At 66.8% G+C, this 14,003-nt stretch carries 14 protein-coding genes; 4 read left to right on the top strand and 10 right to left on the bottom strand.

The genetic code is table 11. The annotated features are described in order from the left end of the window. The first annotated feature begins 6 nt into the window (after positions 1-6). From ABQ271_RS05725 to ABQ271_RS05715, 3 genes are all read left to right on the top strand, one after another. Positions 7-1,086, top strand: a complete 1,080-nt coding sequence (locus ABQ271_RS05725) for a Rieske 2Fe-2S domain-containing protein (protein ID WP_349310530.1) — start codon at positions 7-9, stop codon at positions 1,084-1,086. A 32-nt stretch (positions 1,087-1,118) separates the two neighbouring features. Beyond that, positions 1,119-2,906: a cytochrome bc complex cytochrome b subunit gene (locus ABQ271_RS05720; protein ID WP_349310858.1), complete on the top strand. Its 1,788-nt coding sequence runs from the start codon at positions 1,119-1,121 to the stop codon at positions 2,904-2,906. 78 nt (positions 2,907-2,984) lie between these two features. Further along, positions 2,985-3,410 (top strand): rhodanese-like domain-containing protein, encoded by a 426-nt coding sequence (locus ABQ271_RS05715; RefSeq protein WP_349310529.1) that lies wholly within the window; start codon positions 2,985-2,987, stop codon positions 3,408-3,410. Between the two features lie 7 nt (positions 3,411-3,417). Here the strand turns inward: ABQ271_RS05715 and ABQ271_RS05710 are convergent, their stop codons facing one another. The 6 genes from ABQ271_RS05710 to ABQ271_RS05685 form a co-directional block, all read right to left on the bottom strand. After that, the gene (locus ABQ271_RS05710) at positions 3,418-4,215 is read right to left on the bottom strand and encodes a protein phosphatase 2C domain-containing protein (protein ID WP_349310528.1); all 798 of its coding nucleotides are present in this window, start codon (positions 4,213-4,215) and stop codon (positions 3,418-3,420) included. A 6-nt stretch (positions 4,216-4,221) separates the two neighbouring features. Then, on the bottom strand, positions 4,222-4,656 hold the full coding sequence (locus ABQ271_RS05705; RefSeq protein WP_349310527.1) for a cytochrome c oxidase subunit 4: 435 nt from the start codon (positions 4,654-4,656) through the stop codon (positions 4,222-4,224). Next, a complete protein-coding gene (gene ctaD / locus ABQ271_RS05700; protein ID WP_349310526.1) occupies positions 4,657-6,405 on the bottom strand; it encodes a cytochrome c oxidase subunit I in 1,749 nt (582 codons plus the stop codon). Continuing rightward, complete coding sequence (coxB, locus tag ABQ271_RS05695) at positions 6,405-7,304, bottom strand: cytochrome c oxidase subunit II (RefSeq protein WP_349310525.1); 900 nt, start codon at positions 7,302-7,304, stop codon at positions 6,405-6,407. Before coxB ends, ctaD begins: the two co-directional genes overlap by 1 nt. Before the next feature lie 114 nt (positions 7,305-7,418). Further along, positions 7,419-7,784: an iron-sulfur cluster insertion protein ErpA gene (gene erpA / locus ABQ271_RS05690; RefSeq protein ID WP_349310524.1), complete on the bottom strand. Its 366-nt coding sequence runs from the start codon at positions 7,782-7,784 to the stop codon at positions 7,419-7,421. Between the two features lie 115 nt (positions 7,785-7,899). Continuing rightward, positions 7,900-9,291, bottom strand: coding sequence for a dipeptidase (locus ABQ271_RS05685; protein ID WP_349310523.1), 1,392 nt, complete (start codon positions 9,289-9,291; stop codon positions 7,900-7,902). Positions 9,292-9,343: 52 nt separating this feature from the next. Here ABQ271_RS05685 and ABQ271_RS05680 point away from each other — a divergent pair, with 52 nt between their 5' ends. Further along, complete coding sequence (locus ABQ271_RS05680; RefSeq protein WP_349310522.1) at positions 9,344-9,904, top strand: DUF3043 domain-containing protein; 561 nt, start codon at positions 9,344-9,346, stop codon at positions 9,902-9,904. A gap of 73 nt (positions 9,905-9,977) precedes the next feature. On the opposite strand, the gene ABQ271_RS05675 is transcribed toward ABQ271_RS05680, so the two are convergent. From ABQ271_RS05675 to ABQ271_RS05660, 4 genes are read right to left on the bottom strand one after another with little or no spacing between them, the layout of a single operon-like run. Next, positions 9,978-10,997 carry a quinone-dependent dihydroorotate dehydrogenase gene (locus ABQ271_RS05675; protein WP_349310521.1) on the bottom strand — a complete coding sequence of 340 codons (1,020 nt, stop codon included), beginning with the start codon at positions 10,995-10,997 and terminating at the stop codon, positions 9,978-9,980. Positions 10,998-11,022: 25 nt separating this feature from the next. Beyond that, positions 11,023-11,496, bottom strand: coding sequence for a transcriptional regulator NrdR (gene nrdR / locus ABQ271_RS05670; protein ID WP_349310520.1), 474 nt, complete (start codon positions 11,494-11,496; stop codon positions 11,023-11,025). A gap of 13 nt (positions 11,497-11,509) precedes the next feature. Beyond that, positions 11,510-12,811 (bottom strand): histidinol dehydrogenase, encoded by a 1,302-nt coding sequence (gene hisD, locus ABQ271_RS05665; RefSeq protein WP_349310519.1) that lies wholly within the window; start codon positions 12,809-12,811, stop codon positions 11,510-11,512. Positions 12,812-12,831: 20 nt separating this feature from the next. Then, complete coding sequence (locus ABQ271_RS05660; RefSeq protein ID WP_349310518.1) at positions 12,832-13,941, bottom strand: hypothetical protein; 1,110 nt, start codon at positions 13,939-13,941, stop codon at positions 12,832-12,834. Positions 13,942-14,003 lie beyond the last annotated feature (62 nt).

Here is a 14,003-nt window from a genome sequence, read left to right as displayed (position 1 = left end):
AGCACAATGTCACACGAGGAAGAGCCGCAGGCGCTCGAGAAGGCTCGGCCTTCGTCGGGACTCGTCGTCGCGGTCGCCGACCCCGTGCAGAACCCCGGTCTGCCGCCCCACCGCGAGCGGATGACCGACAAGGACCCTGCCGCGATGAATCGCGCGGTCCGCACCGTCTACACGCTGTTCTACGTCTCGCTCGCCGCCAGCCTGTGGGCGATCGCCGCCTACATGCTCTTCCCGATCGAGACCGGAAACTTCGGAGACATCCGGAGCAACAACCTCTTCATCGGACTCGGCATCGGGTTCGCCCTTCTCACGATCGGGATCGCAGCGATCCACTGGTCGAAGGCGATCATGCCCGACAAGGAGCACATCGAAGAGCGTCACCCGACCCGCGGCAAGGAATCGACTCGCGAAGCTGCGGTCAACGTCTTCCGCGAAGCGAACGAGGAGTCCGGTTTCGGGCGCCGCACGGCAATTCGCGGCGGTCTCATCGCCGCCGTGGTCGCATCGATCGTGCCCGGTGTCACTCTTTTCCGTGGCCTTGCTCCGCACGGGTCGAACAACCCGGATCACCCCTTCGTCGGTGACCCCGTCGCTCTGCTGAAGCACACGATGTGGAAAGAGGGCGAGCGTCTCGCGCACGACCCCTCCGGCCTTCCCATCCGCGCTGCGGACATCGCACTCGGATCCGCCGTGCACGTCATCCCTGAATCGCTGAAGGACGTCGACCACCTCGACGGCTACCTCGAGGAGAAGGCCAAGGCCATCGTCCTCCTCATGCGGCTGCTTCCTGAGCAGCTCCCCGCCGAGTACAACCGCCTCGACTGGTCCTACGACGGGATCGTGGCGTACTCGAAGGTCTGCACGCACGTCGGATGCCCCGTCGCGCTGTACGAGCAGCAGACCCACCACCTGCTCTGCCCCTGCCACCAGTCACAGTTCGACGTGTCGCGCGGCGCCGAGGTCATCTTCGGCCCGGCCGCCCGACCGCTCCCCCAGCTGCCGATCACGGTGGACGCAGACGGTTACCTGGTCGCGAAGAGCGACTTCGAAGAGCCCGTCGGGCCAAGTTTCTGGGAGCGTCATTGAGCACCGCGACTGAATCCTCACCGGCCACCACCGTGGCCACGACGACCGAGAAGCCCCTCGGCGGTCGTTTCATCGGCGCGACCGCGAACTACATCGACGAGCGGACCAGCATCTCCGGTCTCGTCAAGGAGATCGGCCGGAAGATCTTTCCGGACCACTGGTCGTTCATGCTCGGCGAGATCGCTCTGTGGAGCTTCGTCGTCGTCTTCCTGTCCGGGTCGTTCCTGACGTTCTTCTTCGAAGCATCGATGGCGCCCACACACTACAGCGGTGCGTACGCGCCGCTGCGGGGCATCGAGATGTCCGCTGCGCTCGAGTCGACCCTGAACATCTCGTTCGACCTCCGCGGTGGCCTGCTGGTCCGCCAGCTGCACCACTGGGCGGCCCTGCTGTTCATCGCGGCCATCGGTGTCCATATGCTCCGCGTGTTCTTCACCGGCGCATTCCGTAAGCCGCGCGAGCTCAACTGGGTGATCGGATTCGTCCTCTTCGTCCTGGCGATGGCCCTCGGCTTCACCGGCTACTCGCTTCCCGACGACCTCCTTTCGGGTAACGGTCTCCGCATCATCGACGGCATGATCAAGGGCATCCCGTTGATCGGGACGTGGACGTCCTATCTGTTGTTCGGCGGCGAGTTCCCTGGAACGGCGATCGTGAGCCGGTTGTACACCCTCCACATCCTGCTGCTGCCCCTGATCCTGATCGCTCTGATCGCGGCGCACCTGATGCTGATGATCATCAACAAGCACACGCAGTTCGCCGGCCCCGGGCGCACGAACGACAACGTCGTGGGCTACCCGATGGTCCCGATCTACATGTCGAAGATGGGCGGCTTCCTGTTCATCACGTTCGGTGTGCTCGTCCTGATCGCATCACTGTTCACGATCAACCCGATCTGGAACTACGGACCATACGACCCCTCCCCCGTCTCCGCGGGTACCCAGCCTGACTGGTACATCGGATTCGCGGACGGCGCCCTCCGCCTGGCACCGTCGAACCTCGATCTGGTCCTGTTCGACCACACGTTCTCGTTCGGCATCCTGCTGCCTCTGACGGTCCTGGCCCTGTTCATCGTGCTCGTCGCGGTGTACCCGTTCATCGAGGCGTGGGTCACGGGAGACAAGCGTGAGCACCACATCGCGCAGCGTCCCCGCCACGCTCCGACCCGGACCGCGATCGGCGTCGCCGGCGTGATTTTCTATGCCGTGCTGTGGGCTGCTGCATCGTCCGACATCATCGCCACGCACTTCTCGCTGACCATGGAGGGTGTCATCCACTCCCTCCAGGCGCTCCTGTTCGTCGGCCCGATCGTCGGGTACTTCGTCACGAAGCGCATCGCGATCGCTCTGCAGAAGAAGGACCGCGAGATCGCGCTCCACGGTTACGAGTCGGGTCGCATCGTCCGTCTCCCCGGAGGCGAGTACATCGAGGTCCACCAGCCCGTCGACGTGTACGAGCGGGTCAAGCTGATCGACTTCGAGGTTCACGAGCCTCTGGTGGTCCGGCCCAACGACCACGGCCGCATCCCGTGGACCCAGAATGTCCGCGCTTCGCTGTCGCGCTGGTTCTTCGAGGACCGGTTGTCGCCGGTCACGCAGGCCGAGGTGGATGCCGCGATCGCTCACCAGCACCACGAGCTCGAGCACATCGAGCACGAGGAGCAGGAGGAGATCCAGGGCGCTCATGAGCGCGCCGGAGTCCCCGACGCTCCCCTCCGCCCGATCGATGACGGCCACAACCCGGAGACGGCCAACCGTCCGTCGAACATCATCGTGGTGGACGACTCGCCTCGGAAGAAGGACGACCGCTCGAACGACTGAGCTGTTCTGGCAGGAAAGCGGCGGGGTCTGACCGATTGGTCAGACCCCGCCGCTTCTTCGTCCCCGTAGCGTCGGAACATGACGATCTCGCCCGCTGCAACGCTGTCCTACTTTCAGACGAAACTGCTCGTCGAAACAGACCCGAGCGACGTGTACGCCGCCCAGCGCGCCGAAGACGACTTCATTCTGGTCGACGTCCGCAATCGGGAAGCCTGGAACCAGGGGCACGCCACGGGAGCGGTGCACATGCCCCACGGCGAGATCGCTCGACGAGCGCCCCGCGAGATCTCTCTCACCACGCCCGTGGTCGTCTACTGCTGGAGCCCCGGCTGCAACGGCGGCGCGCGCGGCGCCGTCGAGTTCGCCCAGCTCGGCTACTCGGTGCGCGAGATGATCGGCGGCTACGAGTACTGGGCGCGCGAAGGTCTGCCCGTCGAAGCCGCCCAGGGGCCGCTCCCCCGCATGTTCGACCCGCTGGTGATGCCGGTCCGCGCGCGGCCGTGACGTAGCCTCAGGCGGTCGCCAGGCCAGCTTCGATGACTTCGGTCCACCGCAATGCCGCTGCCCCGGCTATGACGGGCACCGCGTCGACATCGGGCATGCCGTCGACAACGTCGCACACGACCGTCGTCACGTTGTCACGGGAACCGGCTGTCAGCGCGAGGTCGACGGTCGCGTGCGCCGCAGCCGCGGGATCCGACATGCCGCCGAGGATGGCACCGATTGCCTCCTCCGGCACGTAATCGGAGACTCCGTCACTGCAGAGAAGCCACCGGTCGCCGGCGAGGACGTCGCGCGTTTCCGCGCGGATGGTGTCGTCATCGTTGCCGCCGAACGAGGCGGTGATGATGTTGCGGCGCGGGTGAGTCCACGCATCCTCCGGACGCACGAGGCCGCGATCCACGAGAGCCTGAACATACGAGTCGTCACGAGTCTGCCGCGTGAACTCACCGTCTCGGAGCAGATAGGCCCGCGAATCACCCGTGTGGGCGAGGACGAGGCTACCGCTGACGGTGAGCCACACACCGGTCAACGTGCTCGCCATCCCGGCGAGGGCGGCATCCCGCCTCACGTGGGCTCCGATGTCCCAGTTCGCTGCGCGAAGCCGTTCCAGGAGGTTCTCAGCGCTCGGGAGGGCACCGCGCATCGTGATGAGGCGGTGGATGATCGCGGCGGCTGCGAGGTCACCCGACGGACCACCGCCGACGCCGTCCGCCACAGCTGCGGCGAACGGCGTCGAGAAGGCAGCGTCCTGATTGACGGCCCGGTGGGCTCCGACGTCCGAACAGACGCCTGCACTGATACGCATGGCGACTCAGCGGGCGAAGTAGCCCCGGTAGTACTCGTAGACCCAGCCGACGATGGCGACGATGAAGATGGCGAAGCCGATCGGGATCATGAACTCGCCGACAGCAAGACCGATGAACGCGATGGCAGCGGAACCGGCGAGCACGAGAGGCCACCAGGACCACGGCGAGAACTCGCCCATTTCTGGGTCACCGTCGTCGATGTCCGCCGTGAGGGAGTCTTCCGGCAGGGTTCCACCCTGCGCCTTCTCCACGCGACCGGTGTAGAACGCGATCATCGCGCCCATCGCTGTCACGAAGACGAGGGCTACCGATCCGACCCACTCGATCCGGTTGAAGACCGGAAGCTGAGGGTGGGCGAGGATGTTCCAGCCGACGTACACCACCGCGACAAGGCCGAAGAAGGAGGTGAGAACCCACCAGAGATTGGTGTTGGTCTTCATTTACTTGACCTCTCCGTTCGTCAGATCGACAACCGGAGCATCGGGAGCGTCCTTTGCCGGGCCCACGCCGACGGGGATGCCGGCTTCCGGGTGGTTGAGGTCGAAGGCGGGCCGCTCGCTGCGGATACGCGGGATCGACGTGAAGTTGTGCCGCGGCGGCGGGCAGCTGGTCGCCCACTCGAGCGATCCGCCGTAGCCCCATGGGTCGTTGACGGTCACCCGCGGCGCGGTCCGAGCCGTGATCCAGACGTTCAGCAGGAACGGGACCATCGAGGCCGCGAGGACCATGGAGCCGATGGTCGACACCTGGTTTTGCCATGTCCAGCCGTCGGCGGCCGAGTAGTCCGCGTACCGGCGGACCATTCCGTCCGCGCCCAGCCAGTGCTGGATGAGGAACGTCATGTGGAAGCCGATGAACAGGAGCCAGAAGTGCACGAGGCCGAGGCGCTCGTTGAGCATCTTGCCCGTCCACTTAGGCCACCAGAAGTAGAACCCGGCGAACATCGCGAAGACGACGGTGCCGAAGACGACGTAGTGGAAGTGCGCCACCACGAAGTACGAGTCGGAGACGTGGAAGTCGAGCGGGGGCGAGGACAGGATGATGCCGGTCAGACCACCGAAGACGAACGAGACGAGGAAGCCGAGAGCGAAGACCATCGGGGTCTCGAAGGTGATCGACCCTCGCCACATCGTGCCGATCCAGTTGAAGATCTTCACGCCCGTCGGAACCGCGATGAGCATCGTCATGAGGGCGAAGAACGGCAACAGGACAGCGCCCGTGACGTACATGTGGTGTGCCCAGACCGACACCGACAAGGCGGCGATCGCGATGGTGGCGTAGACGAGAGTCTTGTATCCGAAGATCGGCTTTCGGCTGAACACCGGGAAGATTTCGGACACGATGCCGAAGAACGGCAACGCGATGATGTAGACCTCGGGGTGGCCGAAGAACCAGAACAGGTGCTGCCAGAGCAGGACGCCGCCGTTGGCCGGGTCGTAGATGTGAGCGCCGAGGATGCGGTCAGCAGCCGCAGCGAAGATCGCCGCTGCCAGGACCGGGAAGGCCATCAGGATCAGGATGCTGGTGACGAGCGTGTTCCAGCTGAAGATCGGCATGCGCCACATCGTCATACCGGGCGCACGCATGGTCATGATCGTCGTGATGAAGTTGACGCCACCGAGGATCGTGCCGAAACCACTCATGCCGAGGCCCAGCATCCAGAGGTCTCCACCGGCGCCGGGGCTGAAGCTCTCGCCTGCCAGCGGCTGGTAGGCGAACCATCCGAACGCAGCCGCGCCCTGAGGGGTGAGGAATCCGGCGACGGCGATCGTCGAGCCGAACGTGAAGAGCCAGAAGGCGAAGGCGTTCAGACGCGGGAATGCGACGTCGGGAGCGCCGATCTGGAGCGGCAGCAAGGCGTTGGCGAAGCCGGCGAACAGCGGCGTCGCGAACATCAGCAGCATGATCGTGCCGTGCATCGTGAAGAGCTGGTTGTACTGCTCCTTCGTCGGCACGATCTGCATGCCGGGCTCGAAGAGCTCGGCGCGGATGATGAGCGCCATCACGCCACCGAGCATGAAGAACAGAACAGATGCGATCAGGTACATGTACCCGATGGTCTTGTGGTCGGTGGAGGTGATCCACTTGACGACGATGTTGCCCTTGTGCTCGACGCGAGAGGTACTCAGCAGCGCAGCCTGACGCGGGGGAAGCGTCGTTGTCGGGGCCGGAGGTGCGATGGTGGCCATCAGTTGTGCTCTCCCTCAGCGGCGGGCGCGCCCGTTCCCGGTGCGTTCTGCTGGCGGTCCAAGACATCGTCGATGTCGCCGGTCTGTCCCTTGGACTCCAGCGATGCGATGTAGCTCTTATATTCGGACTCGGAGACGACCTTCACGGTGAAGAGCATCATCGAGTGGTACTGGCCGCAGAGTTCGGCGCACTTGCCGTCGAACGTGCCTTCCTTCGTGGGGGTGAAGGACCAGTAGTTCTCGCGGCCGGGGTACATGTCCTTCTTGTAGAGGAAGTCCACGACCCAGAACGAGTGGATGACGTCGCGCGATTCGAGCTGCAGCGTCACCTTCTTGTTGACGGGGAGCACGAGCTCGGGAAGCTCGCTCGTGATGTTGCCCTGCGCGTCTGTCTGAGCCTGGACGCCCATGGTCCAAACGGCATCCTTCGGGTTGTCGCAGTCGTTTCCGTTGTACTGGAAGTCCCACGCCCACTGCTTGCCGATGGCGGTGATGCAGACGTCGGGGTCCTTGTACTGCGTCTCGAGGATGGCCTGGTCGCGAGCCGTGAAAGCGAAGAAGCCCAGCACGAGGATGACCGGCGCAATCGTGAAGAACATCTCGATCGGCATGTTGTAACGGAGCTGCACGGGAAGACCCGACTGGCCCTTACGGCGGCGATACGCGATCGCCGCGAAGCCCATGAGGGCCCACGTGATCACGCCGACGGCGAGGACGACGATCCACGACGTGGTCCAGAGGCCGGCGATCATCGACGTGTGGTTCGTCGCCTGCCCGCCTCCCTCATCGAAGCCGGGGAGGAAGCCGTTCGCTGTTGTAGGGCTGCATCCCGCAAGGGCGACCGCGGAGGCGATCGCAAGCGGGAGGGCTACCCAACGGAGTCGGCGGTTGACGCGCACGGTGCACCTTTCGGGGACATGAAGGTCAGACTCATGCCAGTCTAGGGCAACCTCTTACGGGATTCCGGCCATCCGTTCAGGATGCCGAGGCCGACCGAGGGAAGCCCGGATGGATCAGTGGAAGCTGTCGCCGCAGGCGCAGCTGCCCGCAGCATTCGGGTTGTCGATCGTGAAGCCCTGCTCCGAGATCGTGTCCTTGAAATCGATCTTCGCGCCGTCGAGGTAGGGCACCGACATGTCGTCGACGATCACCTCGACACCGTCGAAGTCGACGGTCTTGTCGCCGTCGAGATAGCGCTCGTCGAAGTAGAGCTGGTAGATGAGACCCGAGCAACCACCCGGCTGCACGGCGACGCGGAGCCGCAGGTCGTCGCGGTTCTCCTGCGACAGAAGGCTCTTCACCTTGTCGGCCGCGGCGTCGGACAGGGCGACGCCGTGAGCGGGAACGGTCTCGGTGGACTGCGTGGCGATGTCGGTCATGACTCTCCCCATGGTCGGGCCGCCAGTGTTCTTGAGGAACGGGGGCGGCGTACTGAGACGATTCTACGTCGCCTCACACGGTCTGGCCGGGCGGCGCGGGTATCCGGACGACGGTTTATTCAGACGCGTCGAGCGATGCGAGGAGCAAGGCCTCGGAGATCAGCGCGTGACGGAAGGTATCGACGTGGAGCGACTCGTTCGGACTGTGTGCCCGCGCGTGGGGGTCCTCGACTCCGGTGACCAGGATCTCCGCACCCGGGAATTCCCGCACGAGGTCGGCGATGAACGGAATCGATCCACCCACCCCGATGTCCACGGGGGTCCGGCCGTACCCGCTCTCCAGCGCCGCACGGGCCTTCTCGACCGCAGGCCCCGACGTGTCGACGAGAAACGGGTCGCCGAAGTCGACGTCGCGGAACGTGAGCCGAGCGCCGAACGGTGCGTGCGCGCGCAGGTGCGTCTCGATCGCCGCGAATGCGTCGGCCGCCGCCTGGCCGGGCGCGACACGAGTGCTGATCACGACGGACACCTTCGGCGACAGGGTGTTGGAGGCATTGCGGACGCTCGGCGCGTCGATCCCGGTGATCGTGACGGACGGCTTGTTCCAGATGCGGCTGAGGATCTCGTCGCGCCCGATCGGGGATACGCCGTCGGGGAGCCCGGCTTCGCTCCGGAGCGTCTCTTCGGAGTACGGGGGCGTCGCGGCATCCCGCGATTCGAGGCCTTCCACCGCAACGGCGCCGTCGGCATCCCACAGCGTCGCGAGGAGGGTGACGGCAGCCAGCATGGCATCGGGGACCGCGCCGCCGAACATGCCGGAATGCGACGCGTGATCGAGGGTCTCGATGTCGAGGGTGAACCGCGCATTGCCCCGGAGCGAGACCGTCAGGGCCGGGGTCTCGGAGTCCCAGTTGCCCGAGTCGGCGACGACGATGACGTCCGCACGGAGCGCGTCGGCGTTGTCGCTGAGGAACTGCGCGAAGGATGCCGATCCGGCTTCTTCCTCGCCCTCGAAGAAGAGGTTCACGCCGAGGTCGAAGTCCGGTCCCGCGGCCTCGATGAGCGCACGGAGGGCGCCGATGTGAGCCATGATCCCGGCCTTGTCATCGGCAGCGCCGCGGCCGTAGATGCGACCGTCGCGAAGCGTCGGTTCGAACGGCGGCGACTCCCACAGCGACTCATCGCCGACCGGCTGCACGTCGTGGTGCGCATAAAGGAGGATCGTCGGCCGTCCGTTGCGGGCAGCGCGGGTCGCGAGGACCGCCGGCATCCCCTCCTCACCGGTCTCGGGGATGACGGCCGTCGCGATCTCGACGCGCTCGAAGATTCCGAGTTCGTCGACGAGAGCCTTCACCGCCTCCGCGCTCCGCTGCACCTCCGCGCGGTCGAATCCGGGAAAAGCCACGGACGGGATGCGGACGAGGGAACCCAGATCGGCGAGGGCGGCGGGGACCTGGGTCAGGGCCGCTTCCCGCACCGCGGCGGACCGAGTGGTGTCGGAAGTCATGCGGGTAATCTTATGTCGCACGCCCTTTTCGCCGATTTCGAGGAACCACCCCGTGGCAAAGACACCGCCCCCCGCCGACACCGCCCCCGACGCCCCCACCGGCGCGGGGAAGAACCGCCCGACGCCCTCGCGCGCCGAGCAGGAAGCGGCGCGCAAGCGGCCCCTCGTCGCCAACACGAAAGAGGCCCGCGCCCGCGCCAAGGCCGAGCTCGCAGCGCAGCGCGACAAGGCACGGATCGGCATGGCCAACGGAGACGAGCGCTATCTCACGCCTCGCGACCGCGGTCCGCAGCGTCGTTTCGCCCGCGACTACACGGATGCCGGCTGGCACTTCGGCGAGCTGGTGATGCCGCTTCTCGTCATCGTCATCCTCTTCGCCCTCGTGCCCAACACCGCAATCGTCTTCTACGCGTACGTCGGTCTCTGGGCGTATCTCCTTTTCGTGGTCGCGGACATGGCCATGCTCTCCCGCAAGGTGAAGAAGCTCGCCGCCGCGAAGTGGGGCGATCGCCGCGAGAAGGGTCTCGGCTGGTATGCCGCCATGCGCTCGGTGCAGATGCGTTTCATGCGGCTGCCGAAGGCGCAGGTACGCCGCGGGGAGTACCCCAGCTGATCCACACCTCACCGCAGAAGGCCCGCACCCAAAGGTGCGGGCCTTCTGTGCGTGGCACTCCGGATGCCGTGCGTCAGCGCACGAGTCCGCGGTTGATCTGCCGAGCCCACAGGGGACCGCGGTAGACGAACGCGCTGTAGCCCTGCACGAGGTCCGCGCCGGCTGCCAGACGATCGCGCACGTCGGATGCCGTCTCCACTCCCCCGGCGGCGATCACGCAGAAATCTGCCGGAACGGCCGCGCGGACCCGGCGGAGCACCTCGAGCGAGCGCTCGCGCAGCGGGGCGCCGGAAAGACCTCCCGCACCCATGGCTTCGACGCGCGCGGGATCCGTCGTCAGTCCGGTGCGAGCGATCGTGGTGTTGGTCGCCACGATGCCGGAGAGGCCGGCATCCACCGCCATCGCCGAAATGCCGTCGATCTCGTCGTCGGTCAGGTCGGGGGCGATCTTCACCAGAAGAGGCGTGGCACCGGCGGCATCCTTCACCGCGGTCAGAAGAGGCCGCAGCGTCTCGACGGCCTGCAAGCCGCGGAGCCCGGGCGTGTTGGGGGACGACACGTTCACGACGAGATAGTCCGCCACAGGCGCGACAAGGCGCGTGCTCGCGACATAATCCGCCGTCGCGTCGGCGACGTCCACGACGCGGGACTTGCCGATGTTCGCACCCAGGACGGGACGATGCTTGCGGCGCCGCATCCGCTCAAGCCGCGCAGCGACGGCGGCCGCACCGTCGTTGTTGAAGCCCATCCGGTTGATCAGGGCGCGGTCCGCCGGCAGGCGGAACAGACGCGGGCGGGGGTTGCCGTCCTGCGGGATCGCGGTCACCGTGCCGACCTCGATGTGTCCGAAGCCCAGTGCGTGCAGGCCGAGCGCTCCGACCGCGTTCTTGTCGAACCCGGCTGCCACGCCGAAGGGCGAGTCGAAGACGAGTCCGAGCGCCTCGGTCCGCAGCTCCGGTGCCGGTCGGGTCAGCGCGCGCGCGACGGCCGAGAACGGGGGTACCGCGGCGAGGCGGATCACGCCCATCCCGAGGTGGTGAGCGGATTCCGGGTCGAGCCGGCGGAGGACGAGGTCGAAGAGGAGTCGATACATCGGCTCCCAGCCTAGGGCGTCGTGCTCAGGCGTCCTGTCGCGGCGCCTTCTGCGCCTGGTCGGCGCGGAGGAGCGCGATCGCGTCATCGAAATCGTCAAGGGTCTCGAACGCCTGGTACACGCTCGCGAACCGCAAATAGGCGATCTCGTCGAGCTCGCGGAGCGGCCCGAGGATCGCCAGCCCGATCTCATTCGTGTCGATCTGCGAGACGCCCGTCTGGCGCACCGACTCCTCCACCGCCTGAGCGAGCATGGCGAGGTCGGCCTCGGTCACGGGGCGGCCCTGGCAGGCCTTCCGCACGCCGGACATCACCTTCTCGCGACTGAACGACTCGATCACGCCGGAGCGCTTGATCACGTTGAGGCTCGCGGTCTCGATCGTCGAGAACCTGCCGCCGCATTCGGGGCACTGGCGACGGCGACGGATGCTAAGTCCGTCATCGCTCGTGCGCGAGTCGATGACACGGGAATCGGAGTGGCGACAGAAGGGGCAGTGCATGGCGGCATCCAGACTACGCGTCGAAGCGTGCCGTGACGGCCTCGCCGTGCGCGGGGAGGACCTCGGCATTCGCGAGCGTCACGATGTCGTCGTGCACGGCCTGCAGGGCGTCGCGGTCATAAGTGATCACCTGCTGCGGACGCAGGAACGTGGATGCCGAGAGGCCCGACGCGTACCGCGCTTGACCGCCCGTCGGAAGCACGTGATTGCTGCCGGCGAGGTAATCACCGAGACTCACGGGCGTCCATGCCCCCACGAAGACCGCGCCCGCGTTGACGTACTCGTCGGGACGAGGGTCGCGGAGCTGGAGTTCGAGGTGCTCGGGGGCGTAGGCATTGCTGAAAGCAGTAGCAGTCGCGATGTCGTCGACGAGGACGATGGCCGACTGCGGACCGGCGAGAGCCTGCGCCACGCGATCGGCGTGCCGGGTCGCGGCCGCGCGTCGGTCGACCTCCCCGGCAACCGCATCGGCGAGCTCCGCCGAGTCGGTGACGAGCAGTGCAGAAGCCTGCTCGTCGTGCTCGGCCTGGCTCACCAGGTCTGCCGCGACGAGACGTGGGTCGGCGGAGTCGTCGGCGACGATGAGGATCTCGGTCGCCCCCGCCTCGGAGTCGGTACCGACCATGCCCGCCACGACACGCTTGGCGAGGGCGACGAAATTGTTGCCCGGGCCGGAGATGACGTCGACCGGGGCGAGATCGAGATCGGGGACTCCGTGGGCATAGGCGCCGATCGCTCCCGCGCCGCCCATGGCGTACACCTCGGTGACGCCGAGCAGCTTCGCGGCGGCGAGGATGACGGGGTGGACCCGCCCGCCATACTCTCGCTGCGGCGGCGAAGCGAGCGCGACCTGCGTGACACCGGCCACCTGTGCGGGGACGACGTTCATGACGACACTCGACGGGTAGACCGCCTTGCCACCCGGGACGTAGACACCTGCACGCCGGACAGGACGCCAGCGCTGCTCCACCCGAGCGCCGGGAGCGATCTCGGTCACGACGGGCGCAGGGACCTGCGCGGCCGAAGCGAGCCGCACGCGTCCGATCGCATTCTCGAGAGCAGAGCGGATCGCAGGGTCGAGGGACGCGAGCGCCTCATCGAGGTGCACGCCTGGGACCCGGATGTCGTGCCCCTCGACGCCGTCGAAGCGTGCGGCCTGCTCACGCAGCGACACCTCACCTCGCTCAGCCACGTCGGCGACGACCGACGCTGCCGTGGCCAGGGCCTCGTCACGTGCGGCCGTGGCGCGGGGTACGGCGGCGAGAAGGTCGGTCGGTGTGACGGCGCGACCCCGGAGGTCGATCGTGCGGAGCATCCCTCCAGGCTACCGGCGGCTCAGCCCCGGGTGACGCCCGAGACGTCGGTGAGGTAGCCGATCCGACCATCCTCGTGACGAACGACGAACGAATCTCCGCGGTCCTCGATCACCAGCGCCCAGGCGGTCGGGCCGATGCGGAAGAGCGGAGTTCCGTTCTCGTCGACGACGTCCCGTTCCGCGGGAGCCAGCGCCCAGAAGGCCTGCTGCGCGGATGCGGGGGCGGGAGCGGGCTCGTCGTCCTCGATCGGGTCACCGTACGGCGCGGGCTCCGGGTCGACGGACGGCGCTGCCATCGTGTACCGCGCATCCGACAGCGGGCGTGCGACGACGGGACGGGCACGACGGGCGACGCGGTGGGACAGGGTCTCGACCCGGTGGAGGAAGTCCTCGTGGAAGGGCGGGATGAACGGTGCCAGGACCGTCAGCGCCACGCCCGCAGTCATGAGGATCACTTCCACCCAGACGACCCAGCTGCTGAGCCAGACGCCCGTTGCCGCTCCTCGTGCGATGTTCGTCCACAACCAACTCAGCCAGATGACGACCGAAACGGAGAAGACGACGGAGGCGAACTGATCGATCCCGAGAGAGCCGACGCGACGGATGCCGTCGGGCGAGAACCGGCGGAGCGTGATGAGGAAGACGGCCACGGTGGGCGCACCGATCGTCAGCACCCAGTCGATCCCGGAGGTCCAGACCGTCGCCCCGCCGAGGAGGCGGCTGAACTGGTCGTCGCCGTACAGCGGGAAGAACGAGAACAGGAAGGCGAGTGCCCACACACCGAGCAGCGAAACCTCGCGGAGCGAGAACGGGCCGATACCGTACTGCGGCGGGATGTGCCCCGCCTCGGATGCCTCCGCTGCCGGCTGCTCGTCGGCAGCGACGGGCTCGGCGGTGACGGGATCTGCGTCTACGGGCTCTGCAGCGACAGGCTCTGGGTCGACGGGCTCGGAGACGACAGCGTCCTGTGCAGGAGCGGCATCCGTGGTGAAGTCGTACGCCTCGGTCTCCTGCTCGACGCTCGTCTCGTACACGGAGGTCTCCGGCGCACGAACGAGAGTGACGTCGAGGTCTTCGACGCTGCTCCCGGCTTCGTCCGGCGTTTCGGGGTTCGTCTTCTGGTCAGTCACGATGCTCCTTCCGAACAGCGCCGATGAGCGCCGCCTGCGATCCTACCCCGCGCCATTGCGGC

Source organism: Microbacterium sp. MM2322 (assembly GCF_964186585.1).
Taxonomy (GTDB): domain Bacteria; phylum Actinomycetota; class Actinomycetes; order Actinomycetales; family Microbacteriaceae; genus Microbacterium.
This window is presented reverse-complemented; position numbering and strand designations above follow the sequence as displayed.

Excerpts from the sequence above, each read along its gene's own strand:
- hisD (WP_349310519.1), bottom strand. The coding sequence starts at position 12,811 with ATGCTCCGCACGATCGACCTCCGGGGTCGCGCCGTCACACCGACCGAC.
- ABQ271_RS05710 (WP_349310528.1), bottom strand. The coding sequence starts at position 4,215 with ATGCGTATCAGTGCAGGCGTCTGTTCGGACGTCGGAGCCCACCGGGCC.
- ABQ271_RS05715 (WP_349310529.1), top strand. The coding sequence starts at position 2,985 with ATGACGATCTCGCCCGCTGCAACGCTGTCCTACTTTCAGACGAAACTG.
- ABQ271_RS05675 (WP_349310521.1), bottom strand. The coding sequence starts at position 10,997 with ATGTATCGACTCCTCTTCGACCTCGTCCTCCGCCGGCTCGACCCGGAA.
- ctaD (WP_349310526.1), bottom strand. The coding sequence starts at position 6,405 with ATGGCCACCATCGCACCTCCGGCCCCGACAACGACGCTTCCCCCGCGT.
- nrdR (WP_349310520.1), bottom strand. The coding sequence starts at position 11,496 with ATGCACTGCCCCTTCTGTCGCCACTCCGATTCCCGTGTCATCGACTCG.
- erpA (WP_349310524.1), bottom strand. The coding sequence starts at position 7,784 with ATGACCGACATCGCCACGCAGTCCACCGAGACCGTTCCCGCTCACGGC.
- ABQ271_RS05725 (WP_349310530.1), top strand. The coding sequence starts at position 7 with ATGTCACACGAGGAAGAGCCGCAGGCGCTCGAGAAGGCTCGGCCTTCG.
- ABQ271_RS05685 (WP_349310523.1), bottom strand. The coding sequence starts at position 9,291 with ATGACTTCCGACACCACTCGGTCCGCCGCGGTGCGGGAAGCGGCCCTG.
- ABQ271_RS05705 (WP_349310527.1), bottom strand. The coding sequence starts at position 4,656 with ATGAAGACCAACACCAATCTCTGGTGGGTTCTCACCTCCTTCTTCGGC.